This is a genomic window from Paenibacillus ferrarius (genome assembly GCF_002027705.1).
GTDB lineage: Bacteria > Bacillota > Bacilli > Paenibacillales > NBRC-103111 > Paenibacillus_E > Paenibacillus_E ferrarius.
In genome coordinates this window covers 272,017-286,040 of record NZ_MBTG01000001.1, presented here as the reverse complement: position 1 = coordinate 286,040, position 14,024 = coordinate 272,017, and the positions used below count along the sequence as shown (strand labels likewise).

The 14,024-nt window shown below is 44.8% G+C and carries 13 protein-coding genes; all 13 read right to left on the bottom strand.

Translation table 11 applies throughout. The features are described from left to right. Positions 1-68: 68 nt before the first annotated feature. The 13 genes from BC351_RS01805 to dapA all read right to left on the bottom strand — a co-directional run bounded on the left by BC351_RS01805 (position 69) and on the right by dapA (position 14,006). Positions 69-965 (bottom strand): helix-turn-helix domain-containing protein, encoded by an 897-nt coding sequence (locus BC351_RS01805; protein WP_079408994.1) that lies wholly within the window; start codon positions 963-965, stop codon positions 69-71. A gap of 49 nt (positions 966-1,014) precedes the next feature. After that, positions 1,015-1,758 (bottom strand): DUF3388 domain-containing protein, encoded by a 744-nt coding sequence (locus BC351_RS01800; protein WP_373291262.1) that lies wholly within the window; start codon positions 1,756-1,758, stop codon positions 1,015-1,017. 126 nt (positions 1,759-1,884) lie between these two features. Then, entirely contained in the window at positions 1,885-2,736 is an 852-nt protein-coding gene (locus BC351_RS01795; RefSeq protein ID WP_079408993.1) for a hypothetical protein, read from the bottom strand. A 91-nt stretch (positions 2,737-2,827) separates the two neighbouring features. Beyond that, positions 2,828-3,079, bottom strand: a complete 252-nt coding sequence (locus BC351_RS01790; protein ID WP_079408992.1) for a DUF3243 domain-containing protein — start codon at positions 3,077-3,079, stop codon at positions 2,828-2,830. A 96-nt stretch (positions 3,080-3,175) separates the two neighbouring features. Then, the gene (gene ymfI / locus BC351_RS01785; RefSeq protein ID WP_079408991.1) at positions 3,176-3,931 is read right to left on the bottom strand and encodes an elongation factor P 5-aminopentanone reductase; all 756 of its coding nucleotides are present in this window, start codon (positions 3,929-3,931) and stop codon (positions 3,176-3,178) included. Continuing rightward, complete coding sequence (yfmH, locus tag BC351_RS01780; protein WP_079408990.1) at positions 3,928-5,217, bottom strand: EF-P 5-aminopentanol modification-associated protein YfmH; 1,290 nt, start codon at positions 5,215-5,217, stop codon at positions 3,928-3,930. Before yfmH ends, ymfI begins: the two co-directional genes overlap by 4 nt. Before the next feature lie 3 nt (positions 5,218-5,220). Further along, the gene (yfmF, locus tag BC351_RS01775; RefSeq protein WP_079408989.1) at positions 5,221-6,501 is read right to left on the bottom strand and encodes an EF-P 5-aminopentanol modification-associated protein YfmF; all 1,281 of its coding nucleotides are present in this window, start codon (positions 6,499-6,501) and stop codon (positions 5,221-5,223) included. A gap of 101 nt (positions 6,502-6,602) precedes the next feature. Further along, positions 6,603-7,391, bottom strand: coding sequence for a spore cortex-lytic enzyme (gene sleB / locus BC351_RS01770; protein ID WP_079408988.1), 789 nt, complete (start codon positions 7,389-7,391; stop codon positions 6,603-6,605). 124 nt (positions 7,392-7,515) lie between these two features. Next, entirely contained in the window at positions 7,516-10,074 is a 2,559-nt protein-coding gene (locus BC351_RS01765; protein ID WP_079408987.1) for a DNA translocase FtsK, read from the bottom strand. A gap of 64 nt (positions 10,075-10,138) precedes the next feature. After that, complete coding sequence (locus BC351_RS01760; protein ID WP_079408986.1) at positions 10,139-10,375, bottom strand: YlzJ-like family protein; 237 nt, start codon at positions 10,373-10,375, stop codon at positions 10,139-10,141. After that, positions 10,372-11,106, bottom strand: a complete 735-nt coding sequence (locus BC351_RS01755; protein WP_079408985.1) for a ClpP family protease — start codon at positions 11,104-11,106, stop codon at positions 10,372-10,374. Before BC351_RS01755 ends, BC351_RS01760 begins: the two co-directional genes overlap by 4 nt. A gap of 190 nt (positions 11,107-11,296) precedes the next feature. Further along, entirely contained in the window at positions 11,297-12,973 is a 1,677-nt protein-coding gene (locus tag BC351_RS01750) for a ribonuclease J (protein ID WP_079408984.1), read from the bottom strand. A gap of 169 nt (positions 12,974-13,142) precedes the next feature. Continuing rightward, positions 13,143-14,006: a 4-hydroxy-tetrahydrodipicolinate synthase gene (gene dapA / locus BC351_RS01745; RefSeq protein WP_079408983.1), complete on the bottom strand. Its 864-nt coding sequence runs from the start codon at positions 14,004-14,006 to the stop codon at positions 13,143-13,145. Positions 14,007-14,024 lie beyond the last annotated feature (18 nt).

Sequence of the window (14,024 nt, the reverse complement as noted above, 5' to 3'; positions counted from 1 at the left end):
AGCCCCTTGGCTTAGGATGTTTCGGAACAGCAATCATTACCCGGGAAAGCGCAGGAACCGCCAAAATGCTAGCTTTTTTGCAAATTAAGCTGAACTCTTTTGGGGTTTGGCGTATCCCCTACTGGAACGACAGTGCCGTTCACAGTAAGCTCTAAAGCACTAGCTGCGCCCACATTCAAATAGGCAGAACCTGCTACATTAAATGCCTCCGTGTCACCAGAGTTGTACAACTTCTGGCTAAGCGTCTTTTTGCCGCCGCCTTCAGAAATTGTATCAACACCTATCCAACAAGGACCTGTTATTTTCATTTGGATATCCAAATTTGCTGTGCCAATAATCGTGTAATTATCTACACCCTTCTCGGTGCTGCTGAACTTAACTTGAACCGCAGGTGGCGTCGGTGTCGGCGTCGGTATCGGCGTCGGTATCGGCGTCGCAGTCGAAAGAGGTGCCACTTTACCATCACTGGATGCATTAGGTATGCTGTTGGCATTCGTACCTGTCGCAGGACTTGTTGATGTTGTTATCCTCGATGATTGCGTTTGTGACGGTTTTTCATCCGCTGGCGTTCCCTTGTAATTCTTATACGTATAGTAATACACAATTCCAAAGATCAGCAGAATGAAACAGATAAACATCACACTTGAAGCCCATCGGCTTAATTTTTCGGTGTTGCGAACACTCGTTCTGTTCTTGCGAATATTTTCAACGACTGGCTTCTCCACTACGGGTGAAGGATTCGTAGATTGATACATATTCAGCACTTCAGTTGGATCAAGACCTACGGCTTCTGCGTAGCTTTTGATGAAAGCTCGCACATAGAAGCTGCCAGGCAATACCTTGTAATTCCCTTCCTCAATAGCTTCTAAGTAGCGTTTACGAATTTTCGTGACTTCCTGGAGATCTTCAAGCGATATCTTTTTTTCCAGACGTGTTTTGCGTAAAATGAATCCTAGATCAGACATATGGTCACCTCCCCGCGGAACTCTCTATTAGTTAATGACGTTTAAAACATTAAAAAGGTTCGGAAGTATACGTAAATGAGTCGTAATTGATTTCTTCATCCGGGCTATTTCGAAGCTCAATAATATAATCGAAGTGATTATATGTGTATTCTGATTCACGAATGAATATATCTGGATGCTCGATAACCTTGGTTGAAGGCATTCCCATAATATCCTGCAGCAGGCTGTAATGCTTTTCATTGGAACGAATGGTCGAGACAATTCCGTCAATAATATAGACATTGTTCGGGGTCATTTCATCCTCAGACAATTGGCTGCGAACCGTTTGTCTTAATAAGGTAGAGGAAACGAATGTCCAACGTTTATTAGCGCATACGCTGCCCGCAATGATGGATTCTGTTTTGCCAACACGCGGCATGCCGCGGAGTCCGACAACTTGATTCCCTTCACGCTTGAAAATCTCGCCTAGGAAATCAACTAACAGCCCTAATTCATCACGTGTAAAACGGAACGTTTTGCGGTCATCGGAATCACGCTCGATATAACGACCGTGGCGAACAGCTAGTATATCCACCAGCTTGGGAGGTCTTAATGCGGTAATAGTAATATTATCTACTTTTCTCAGCATTTTACCCATTAAGTCAATTTTTTCTTCATCATTGGTTTGCAGAAGCATACCGCGCGTACGATCTTCTACCCCGTTAATGGTTACAATATTAATATCCAGCATCCCCATCAAGGAAGCAATGTCCCCTAATAAACCAGGACGGTTCTTATGAATCTTGTATTCCATATACCACTCTTTAACGTCCAATCATTCCACCTCATCATGATATCAGCAACAAATTACTTGTTACCTACTTTAATTTCTACAATTTTCGTCAATATCCTTCTTAAGACTCATAAAAATACACAAAATTTATTTAATTTTTAGTTCTAAAAGCTCTTTCTCATTGTAAGATAGGCTGCCTTTTTGCCACGTATGATTCGTCATGGCGGCTAGGCGATCGTCCAGAATTTGCGTCCAATTCAACTGGGCTGATAAGGCACTTGACATATCTATGACAGAAATATTAAGCGTCTTCGCTTTCTGTACTTGTGCGGCAGTTGCTGGTGAATAAAAAATAATCCACTTGGCTGCATGCTGTTTGGATTGAAAGGATAATTGCTGAAACCACTGCTCATTATTATCAAGTAAAACAATATGATCCGCTTCTTCAGAAGGCGCCCAAGCCGATGGTATCGGCCGATCGCTTCTTGTAACCCATTCTACGGCCACATTGGTTGCGAGCAAATTTTGAAGCCAGTTGGATTTCAAATCTTCAATCTGCTGAGCATCGATTTTCAGGAAAGCTGCCTGATCGCTTGATGTGCTTGCGGTGCCACTGCTGTCTAATTGACTTTGCAGCAGCGTCCATTTCCCTGTCGACAGACCTTGTCCCATTAAACCATCTGCGGAAGCAATCAACTCATTGCCAATGACATATATGTAATCATAGGGGTTTGCCTTCAGCTTAGCCGTTACCTGATCATCTAAGGTATTCAAATCTTTGACCCAATCATAGGCAATGAAATGTTCACTTCTCCACGTCTGGAGCGCTTGATCGATGGACTGCTTGGCTGTATCTGGCAAACTGCTGCTCGACAACATTAAGACGGATAGCTTCTTATCCATAAGTTCCTGTTTAATGACCGGAATTCCGCGTGTTCCACAACCGGTTACAACCAGAAGGATACCTACTAACAAAACAATAAATCGCTTGATAGCCATGCCATTCGATTCCTTTCTTCCTTAAAAGCGTGCAAAAGCCTCCGAAAGAGGAGGCTTTCACATAGTACCTTATTGAATTGTAAAACGGTTATTAGCCTTTGTCTACTAATTTTACCATGAGACGGGCAATTGTACGTTTTTCCTGCTCATCTCCTGCATCCCACAGCTCTTTGAGCACTCGCTCTTGCTCATTTTCCGGATCCACTTTATCAGCTAGAAATTCACCGATTTGAAAAGCGAGCTTAGAAACGGTCTCTTCACTCATTCCTGCATGCCCCGCTTGACTCACACGTTCAGCAAGAAACTCTTTCCACTTATCAAATACCTTAAGAACTGTAGCCATTGTAAGAAGCCTCCTTTGAGTTATGAGAAATGGTCATTACATACGTAATATTCGCTTCTCGCTCAAAAATTATGCACTTGGCATCTCACTCCATCCTTAAGTTAGCCAACCGCCATTGGGACTTATGATTTGACCTGTAATATAGCCGGACTCAGGCAATGCCAGGAAATAAACAAGTGAAGCCACTTCATCCGGCAAAGCAAAGCGGCCAACCGGAATTTCATTTTCAATCGCTTCCCGCTCCTCCGGCTGGAAACCGGCCATCATTTCGGTATGTACAGGACCGGGTGCTACCGCATTCACCGTCACTCCTGATGGAGCGAGCTCCTTGGCTAATGCTTTGGTGAAGGCATTGAGCCCCCCTTTGGCTGTTGAATAAACAACTTCGCAAGAAGCGCCAGAGATGCCCCAAATGGAAGAAACATTGATAATTCGGCCGTATTTCTGCCTAACCATAGCGCCCATGAACGTCTGCGAGCACAGAAAAGCTCCCTTTAAGTTCACATCCATAACCAAGTCCCAATCTTCTTCGCTCACATCAGCAAGCAGCCCGTAATGCGCTATTCCGGCATTATTGACGATGATATCCGGTATCATCTCTTTCTGCTCAAGCTTTTCCTGCATCTTGATGATTTGTTCGCGTGACTTCACATCTGCCGATACCGTCAATACCTTTGCCCCATGCTTCATGCAGGTCCTAGCCACTTCATTCGCAGCCTCATGGGATTCGCGGTAGTGGATAACAACATTCATCCCTACCGCGGCAAAACGTTCAGCAACGGCTGCGCCAATCCCCCGGCTCGCGCCTGTGATGAGAACCGTTTGTTCACTGAATGGCTTCGCTAGACTCACGACAACTCACGACTTTGCACAATAGATACAGCTAGCTGATTCCAGTTGAAATGCTCACGGAACCGGCGATTCACATCTTCCAGCGTGAGCTGCTCATACACTGGCAAAATATCGAACAAATCAATCCCTTTGAAACGGTATTTGGTAAATTCATTCGCAATAGACTCGGGTGAGTTCATCATCCTAAGGAAATTACCGATCTTCTTTTTCCGACTCCGCTCAAAAGTTACTTCATCCAGACCGATGTCTTTACGCTTTTCCACTTCTTCACGAATGCGGTCAACAAGTCGATTGGGATCTTTGGTATCGCCACCCAGCATCGAGAAGGCATAGCCCTCGCTGCAGTTGTATTCATGCCCAAAATTATCGGAAATCAACTGCTCATCATACAGCGCTTCATAAATCGAAGAGCTGGAACTAAAGAGAATATCCAGCATTAACTTGGTTGTAAGCTCTTTGACTAACAGATCTTTGCCGCTGACATTAGGAGCTTCTTCCTTGAACCCGATAAGACACTTGGGCATAGATACGGGCAAGTTGATAACTCTTCGAGCTTCATTCACTTCCAGTGGCTCATCCGGGAAAAAGCGCTCGATGCTGCCTTGTGGAGCAAAGCTTTTGGCCGCTTGATTGGCTTTGACTAAGGATAGCACCTCTTCGGCATCTACTCCGCCTACAACAAACAAGCTCATATTGCTTGGATGGTAGAAAGTGTGATAGCACTCATATAACGTTTCCTTGGTGATTTCGGCGATAGAGGCCACCGTTCCGGCAATATCAATATGGATAGGATGTTTGGCGTACAGCGATTCAATCAACCCGTAATAGCTTCTCCAATCGGCATTATCCTCGTACATTTTGATTTCCTGACCAATAATGCCCTTTTCCTTTTCTACATTTTCATCTGTAAAATAAGGGTTTTGCACGAAATTAATTAATGTCGTTAAATTATCTAGATAGTGATTGGTGGAAGAAAACAGATAAGCGGTCCGATCAAAGCTTGTAAACGCATTGGCCGAAGCCCCGTTGGAAGCAAATGTAGCGAAGATATCTCCTTCCGGTTCTTCAAACATTTTGTGCTCCAGAAAATGAGCAATGCCATCTGGTACTCGCACCGCGTCCTTGCCTTTAACCTGAAAATAATTATCGATCGAACCGTATTGCGTTGTGAAAGTGGCATATGTTTTCTGGAACCCTTCCTTTGGAAGAACAAACACATGTAGCCCATTATCAAGCTTCTCGTGATATATCGTTTCACCCAAGTGTGGATAAGGAATTACCTGCATGGTCTACTCTCCCTTCTGATCCCGTAAGAAGTATATCGTGTCCAGTTGAACGCGCTTGGCGGCTTCGGCAATAGCGGCAACATCCACCTGCTCCACAGCTTCAATCAGACCAGGAACTGTTCTTTCTTTACCTGACAAAATCGCATTAAAGTCAAAAGAAATCAGTTCAAATGCCGAATCTTGAATCTCACGAAGCTGATTCGATATCATCGCTCGTGTCTGGCTCAGTTCAATCTCATTGATATCCCCTTGTTCCATAGCTGTAAGCTGCTTACGGATGATATCTACCGCTTTCTCATAATTCGCCATCTCGATGCCTGATTGAATCGTCAAAATTCCCTTATGTCCATCAAAACGTGAAGAGGCGTAATAAGCTAAACTGGCTTTCTCACGAACATTAATAAATAATTTGGAGTGCGGATATCCGCCGAGGACTCCGTTATACATAAGTGCTACTGGATACTTCTCATCCCGATAGGAAAGGTTCGTACGCAAGCCCATGTTTAGTTTCCCTTGATTAACATCCAAGCGTTCTACAATGGTCTTTACTTCACCAGCAGCTCCACGCGGCGCCGAAGTTACATAAGCAACATCCTCTTTGCGTTCAATCGAGAATGCCCGCTTCACGATGTCTTCAACCTCAGATAGGGTTGTATTCCCAACCACATAAATATCTAGAGGAGCAGTCTGAAGCCACTGCTTATATTGTTCGTAAAGCTGCTCCGGATTGATATGGTCGAGGTCTGTAATTTTACCGAGAGGATGCAAGCGATATGGATCATCGCTGCACATTTCTTCTATGCAGCGTTCTGCCGCGTAACGAATTTTATCGTTAATAACAGATTCAATCCGCTTTTGCAGCGTCTGTTTCTCGGCATCTACATATTTCCCGCGGAAATGCCCATTCTCAAGGGCCGGGCGCGTCAATGTTTCTCCAACAAAATCTAATCCTTGCTGCAACAGGGATTGTGCTGACTTCACAAACCGGTCATTGATGATATCCATGCGCAGCTGCACAATTTGATAATCCCCACGCTTGTAAATATCAAAACCGAAGCCGGCGCCATATAAATCATCCAAATGCTCTCGAAATTGCTTCGTTTCCGGTCGTAATTCTGTGCCTCTACGCAGGACAAAAGGCGTTAACGCCGTATTCGTAACTGTTGCTTCCTCTAAGGGACGACCTATGTACACAGAAATCGCAAACGTTTTGAATCGATCTGTCGGCAGTACATGCAACCGAATGTGATTCCATGTACGGCGCTCAAATTGGTTATGCTTCAAAGGTCTGTCTCCCTTCTACTTCCATGATATACACCCATTATATTCCTATACGAAGAGGAGAAGCAACCAAAGCTGGTTCCTTCTCCTTGTCCACCATTAAATTATTTACAGAAAATATGCTTGCCAATATTCTTGACTTGTGGTCTGCTCCAGATCCATTTCGAAGTCGCTGTCTCCGGGTTAAAGTAGTAAATACAGCCTCCCGTTGGGTCCCAGCCTCCTAAAGCATCTCTCACTGCTTTTTTCGTTGATTCATCCGGAGTTAACCAAATTTGACCATCGGCTACTGCCGTAAAGGCGCCTGGTTGAAAAATGACGCCCGAAACCGTGTTAGGAAAGCTCGCCGATTTCACACGATTCAGAATAACCGCCGCTACCGCCACTTGTCCTACATATGGCTCTCCACGAGCCTCCCCATGAACCGCATTAGCCATGAGATTAATATCTTGTTCGGACAAACCTAAGTTATTCGAGGGCACCAGATTAGCCGGTTTTTGATCAGAAGCTGTTTGATTAGAGCCACTGTTGCCAGAACTGCCGCTACCGCCAGTAGTCGGAGCCGTCGGCCTCCAATTTTTCGTAGCCTCCCATAGCCGAAGCTTTGTTTTGGGACCTACAATGCCATCAACTGTCATCCCGAACTCGCCTTGGAATCGTTTCACAGCCGTTAACGTCTTATACCCATAATCGCCGTCTATACTGCCATTATAAAAGCCAATAAACTTCAATCTTCCTTGCAGCTCATTGACGTCTGACCCTGTGGCACCATAACGTACTTCATTTTTGCTAAACGTTTCTTCTGCTGGCGGATTGAATTTTCCCTTCAACTGAAAAGCGACAACAAGTACGAAAACAATACAAAAGGTAAGTACAATTAATCGTTTATTCATTCCCCTTCTCAACCTCACTTTTCAAATTACAGCCTTTTCTTGCTTATTATGAGAAAGGGAGTCTCGGATTATACAAATAAAAACACTCTCCTGAGGAGAGTGTTTTTATTCAGCCGTATTTAAGTTAAGAACTCATGCGATTATGGTGATATTGCTCAATAGACATCAGGACTTCACGGGGTTTGCTTCCCTCATAAGGACCTACAACGCCTTTAGCTTCCATTGCATCCACTAGTCTCGCTGCACGTGTATAACCAACTCTCATTCGCCGCTGAAGCAGTGAAACAGAAGCTTGTTTGGCTTCGAGCACGATTTGGACAGCTTGATCATACAGCTCGTCCTCAAATTCATTCTGTTGCTCCGGCATTTCTTCCACTTGCGGAACCATTTCTTCTTGATAGTTAGCCTGCTCTTGGGTACGTACAAAACCTACAACGTGCTCAACCTCTTGGTCAGACAAAAATGCCCCCTGCACCCGAACCGGTTTGGATGCGCCTACAGGCAAGTAAAGCATATCGCCTCGGCCAAGCAGCTTCTCTGCGCCAACCATATCCAGAATCGTTCGTGAATCCACTTGAGAGGATACTCCGAAAGCGATACGTGAAGGGATGTTGGCTTTGATGACCCCAGTGATAACGTCAACGGAAGGTCGTTGGGTGGCAATTATTAAGTGGATACCTGCAGCACGCGCCATTTGGGCGAGACGGCAGATCGAGTCTTCCACGTCATTCGCCGCAACCATCATTAAATCAGCCAACTCGTCCACAATGACGACATAGTAAGGCAATGGAGCTGCTGTCCCGCTCTCTACTAGCATTGCGTTGTAACCTTCGATATTCCGAGTGCCGCTCTTGGAGAAGAGCTCATAGCGCTTTTCCATCTCGACGACAACTTTCTTCAGCGCAAGCGATGCTCGGCGTGGATCAGTCACAACCGGAGCCAATAGATGCGGAATGCCATTATAAACATTCAGCTCTACCATTTTCGGATCGATCATGAGAAATTTCACTTCATTGGGCTTTGCTTTATACAAAATACTCGTAATGATCCCGTTAATACATACGGATTTACCTGATCCCGTTGCACCGGCTACAAGCAAATGGGGCATTCTCGCCAAGTTGCCGACGATCGGTTGACCAGAAATATCACGCCCTAAGACGACCGACAGACGGGAGCTTGATTCTTGGAATGCTGACGTTTCCATAACCTCACGCATCGTTACAACGGAAACTTCCAGGTTCGGCACTTCGATGCCGATGGCAGCTTTACCTGGAATCGGCGCTTCCATCCGAATATCCTTAGCGGCCAGCGCCAAAGCAATATCATCCGTCAGAGATACAATTCGGCTGACCTTCACCCCAACGTCAGGCTGTATCTCGTAGCGTGTGACTGCCGGTCCTCTGACAACCTCGAGCACCTTAGCACGAACGCCAAAGCTCTCTAACGTTGCTTCAAGTTTTCTCGCGTTTGCTTTGTAGTCTGACATTTCACTGCCTTTGCCAACGGCTGGCTTAGCAAGCAAATCAAGGGAAGGCATCTCGTATGGCCGCGTTTGGACAATTGGCGCATTCTCTTGAAATTCCAACGTAACTGGCTCATCATCCTGTCCTTCTACAGCACCTTTGGCTGTTTGGGGCTTGGCAGGCTGATCTGGTATTGAAGCTGCCGATGGTTTAACAACCTGTTGCGCTTCTTGAAACACTTGTTCTTGAAAATCCCGAATAATTGGTGTGACAGGTTGATCCTCATGCTCAGCTGCCGATTCCGCTTGTGCGCCAGGTGTTTGGTAAACAACCTTCTCCTCCGCACCCTCATCATTCGCTTCATTCAAATCAGTATCCATCTCGGAATCGTTCTTTGCAGCCGCTGATTTCTTCCGACCTTCTTTGATCGGACGAAGCAGTTCCATTAATATCGGTGATTTCTTTGTTCGTTTTACAGGTTGGAACACTTCTTCATCAAATTCATCATCAACGGGTATGTAAACGGATTTCTTTGTTTTCCTTTCACTTGCACCGGCTGTAGCTGCCTGAGGTTGTCTTGCGTCACGATCCTGCAGCCACTCTTTCATCCTGTCCTTAAAATTCTGACCGACATTGCTGAAGCGGCCCCTAATGACATTGCCGATATCTACATAAGAAATCCCCGTTGCCAAGATAAACCCCATAACAAATAAAGCATATTGAATCAATCTTGCACCTAAATAATCAAACAAGAAATACAAAATGCTATACAGCAAAGCTCCTATCATTCCGCCGCCGATTCCATATTCCAATGCCGCTCTTCCAGCCTCTGTAGGATTCAGCCCTTCCAACATGGCTTCCCAGGTCGAAGAGATGATCTTACCTGATGCAAAACCGCCATCAGGGTACAGCTGAGCAAATAAATCAATTTGATTTTTGATCAAGAGACCAAGAATAAACAGTAAGATGCCCGCTTTCTTAACCGTGACGAATTCTGGCCACGCTCTCTTAATCATTGCATACAGGGCTACATATATGAAAATCAACGGAATTAACGAGTACCACGTTCCCACAAAAAAGCGGAAAAGATAAATCAACGAATTCCCAACATGCCCTTGATGAGCAAGTGCAATTACAGAGAAAATCAAAATGAGAATACCGTATAATTCGAATAACAAGCTCGTTTTTATAGGCTTGCCTTTTTTCTTGCGTTTCGCCACGCTTGTCACCCCCGAGTCCACATTATACCATATTGGACTTGAGGGATGATACAGGAACAGCGCTTTAAATAGGTAAATGCTTCTCAGCCACAGGACTATAAGAAATAATAGTGCCAGGGGCATATTGATTGTTCAAATAATCCTGAGGATTGCAGCTGTACAATCGGATGATCCGTGCCTGAAACCCGTCGATCGGTTCTATCTGCATGGAAATCCCCCCCTGCTGGACCTCAAGATATTTGGGAGCGTACGTTTCCATCCCATCAAAAATAACTTCCATGGGGACGACCGAATGAATCATTGTACCAAACCTCCTCCTGAAGAAGCTTTCTTGTCTTCTATCCGTTTATTCAGTTCACGAATGGCATCTCCAATGCCGCCTACTTGATCAATCAGACCATATTTCACTGCATCAATGCCAATTACGGTTGTCCCGATGTCTCTTGTTAGCTCCCCCGTCTTGAACATGAGTTCTTTAAACTTCTCCTCGGTGACATTCGAATGCTTCGTAACGAATCGAACGACACGTTCCTGCATTTTATCCAAATACTCAAATGTTTGCGGCACCCCAATAATGAGACCATTTAATCGAATGGGATGGATGGTCATCGTCGCGGTTTCCGCGATGATGGAATAATTCGCTGATACAGCAATCGGCACCCCTATACTGTGACCTCCTCCTAGTACCAAGGCAATCGTAGGTTTGGACAGTGTCGCTACCATTTCCGCTATCGCCAATCCCGCTTCAACATCTCCTCCCACTGTATTGAGGATAATCATGACACCTTCAATTTTCGGATTTTGTTCTGCAGCCACGAGTTGAGGAATCAAATGCTCGTATTTGGTCGTCTTATTTTGCGGCGGCAGTACGATGTGCCCTTCCACTTGTCCAATAATGGTTAGACAGAAAATATTAGATTCGCCTGAAAGCGTATTGGTTTGACCTAACTGTTGAATATTCTCAAGGATAGGGTTCTTTTTCCCCTCCTCTGTTTCCGGTTCCTGCTGTTTCGGTCCTGTTGGCTCTGCCATAGTTAGTCCCCCTTATCGTACTGCTATTGTAAACTGGTTTCATCAGCATGTACGGATCATAATCTCCCATAGTATGAATAAATTTGCCAGCTTTCATGCATGAAATACCGCCTCAAAACAAATGAAAAAAACCCTCTCCAGCAAAGGAGAGGGTTTTACTATTTGCATAGGTTCAAGTGACTGTTCGAGCCTAGACTTCCATGATAATTGGAAGGATCATTGGTCTTCTTCTGGTTTGTTCATATAAAAAACGTCCGAGAACATCTTTGACATTTGTTTTTAAAGATGCCCATTCATTTACATTTTCATTCATAAGTTTCGTTAATGTATTCGTTACGATACGATTGGCTTCTTCCAAGAGGCCCTCAGATTCGCGTACATAGACGAATCCGCGTGAGATGATATCCGGTCCGGATAAAATTTTGCCATCTTGTTTGCTGAGTGTAACGACAACCACAAGGATACCGTCTTGCGACAATAGCTTCCGATCGCGCAACACAATGTTGCCTACATCTCCAACGCCCAGTCCATCGATCAAAATATTGCCGCTTTGAACTTTGGAACCTTTACGAGCAGCGCCATTTTGAATTTCGACAGTGTCGCCAATATCGCACATAAAAATATCTTCTTTAGGAATACCGACAGATTCGGCAAGAATGGCGTGTTGACGCAGCATGCGATATTCGCCATGAATCGGAATAAAATACTTAGGCTTTATCAGATTGAGCATTAATTTCAATTCTTCTTGGCTGCCGTGACCCGATACGTGAACCCCAGTAACCGAACCTGGGCCGTAAATGACATTAGCGCCAATTCGGAATAGCTCATCAACTGTGCGACCTACATAACGCTCGTTACCCGGAATTGGAGTCGCCGCAATAATGACCGTATCACCTGGCAAAATATCAATTTTGCGGTGAGTGGAACGTGCCATTCTTGTGAGAGCAGACATTGGCTCTCCTTGGCTTCCTGTAGAAAGGATAACAACACGGTCAGCAGCAAGCTTGTTTACTTCCTCTGGCTCAATCAGCATACCATCCGGAATGTGCAAGTACCCTAACTCGCTAGCGATGGAAACGACATTAACCATACTACGACCAATTACGGTTACTTTACGATTTGTTGCCGCGGCAGCATCAAACACCTGTTGAACACGGTGAATGTTCGATGCGAATGTCGCAATAACAACTCTTTGCTTAGCTTTACGGAATACTTCTTCAATTTCAATCCCTACACTGCGCTCGGATCCTGTGTAACCAGGACGTTCCGCATTGGTGCTATCTGAAAGCAAGGCAAGTACGCCCTTCTTCCCGATTTCTGCCATGCGATGCAAGTCAGCGTATTGATCGTTCACAGGGGTTTGATCAAACTTAAAGTCTCCAGTATGAACAACTACCCCCTCTGGTGTATCCAGAGCCACCCCAACAGAGTCAGGAATACTGTGATTCGTTTTGAAGAAAGATGCTGTAAGAACACCTAAGGAAAGAACGGATTCCGAGTTAATCAGAATGCGGTTCGTAGTTCCGAGCAAATTCGCTTCCTTCAGTTTAGCTTCGATAAGTCCCATGGTTAATTTAGTGGCATACAAGGGAACATTAAGGTGCTTCAACACATAAGGTAAGCCGCCGATGTGATCTTCATGGCCATGCGTGATAATGATTCCGCGTACTTTATCCCGATTCTCTGTTAAGTACCCGATATCCGGAATGACAATGTCAATCCCCAGCATGTCCTCCTCTGGAAATTTCAATCCACTATCAATGACGATGATATCGTTCGCATACTGAACGCAATACATATTTTTTCCGATTTCGCCCACGCCGCCAAGAGCGAAGATCAAAAGTTTATCAATATTTTTTTTGGACAAGAATATACCTCCTTCTTAGATTGGACGACGAATTTTAAATGAAAAACCGAACTAGTCACTTGCAACCATTATACATGAAAAAAAACTACAAATACAAGTTAATACCGATTACATTAGTTTCCCCAAAAAAAGAAAACCGATGCCGGAAGCACCGATTCATTAGGCGTTATCATACAAAAAGTGATTGGATGAATTGTCCTTCTTGCTCGGATACGCGAACCAACGGAAGTCTTACGCCTCCTGTTTGAATGCCTTTCAGTGCAAGAGCATGCTTAATTGGCGCAGGACTCGGTACACGGAAAATGCCAGTAAAAACAGGATGAAGCTTACGATGTAGTTCAGCAGCTTGCTGAACGTTGCCTTCTAAATAATACTTTATCATAGATTGCATTTCTTTTCCAATCACATGACTTGCAACACTGATAATTCCTTGGCAGCCAACCGCTAAAGCTGGCAATGCACTGCTGTCATCCCCGCTATAGACAAGGAATCCAGGAGCGGCTTCAGCCACTATGCGAGTCAACTGATCCGTATTGGCGCAATCTTTGGTTGCAACAATATTGGAAATTTGAGAAAGACGAACTGTCGTCTCCGCATCCAAATTGACACCTGTGCGTCCAGGCACGTTATACAAAATAACAGCTGTCTGAACAGACTCAGCCACTGCTTTGAAATGTTGGAATAACCCTTCCTGAGACGGACGGTTATAGTAAGGAGCAACGATGAGTAGGCCATCGACACCCAGCTTCTCTACCTTTTGAGAAAAATGTACGGTGTGTGCGGTGTCATTACTTCCAGTTCCTGCGATAATTTTGCAGCGGCCGCGTGTGTAACGAACGGATAATTCAATAAGTTTAAGTTTCTCATCGTCTGTTAATGTAGGCGCCTCTCCAGTGGTCCCGCAAATAACAAGGCTATCTGATTGTTGTTCTTCAATCAAATAGTTGATAAGTGGTTCTACTTGGTCCCAATTGACTTGCAATTGCTCATCAAACGGAGTGACCATTGCTGTGATTACTCTTCCAAAATCCACCGTTTACACCTCCAGAAT

What these genes read in the sequence shown, in the direction of transcription:
- BC351_RS01805 (WP_079408994.1), bottom strand. Translation starts at nt 965, where the DNA reads ATGTCTGATCTAGGATTCATTTTACGCAAAACACGTCTGGAAAAAAAG.
- BC351_RS01800 (WP_373291262.1), bottom strand. Translation starts at nt 1,758, where the DNA reads ATGGAATACAAGATTCATAAGAACCGTCCTGGTTTATTAGGGGACATT.
- BC351_RS01795 (WP_079408993.1), bottom strand. Translation starts at nt 2,736, where the DNA reads ATGGCTATCAAGCGATTTATTGTTTTGTTAGTAGGTATCCTTCTGGTT.
- BC351_RS01790 (WP_079408992.1), bottom strand. Translation starts at nt 3,079, where the DNA reads ATGGCTACAGTTCTTAAGGTATTTGATAAGTGGAAAGAGTTTCTTGCT.
- yfmH (WP_079408990.1), bottom strand. Translation starts at nt 5,217, where the DNA reads ATGCAGGTAATTCCTTATCCACACTTGGGTGAAACGATATATCACGAG.
- sleB (WP_079408988.1), bottom strand. Translation starts at nt 7,391, where the DNA reads ATGAATAAACGATTAATTGTACTTACCTTTTGTATTGTTTTCGTACTT.
- BC351_RS01760 (WP_079408986.1), bottom strand. Translation starts at nt 10,375, where the DNA reads ATGATTCATTCGGTCGTCCCCATGGAAGTTATTTTTGATGGGATGGAA.
- BC351_RS01755 (WP_079408985.1), bottom strand. Translation starts at nt 11,106, where the DNA reads ATGGCAGAGCCAACAGGACCGAAACAGCAGGAACCGGAAACAGAGGAG.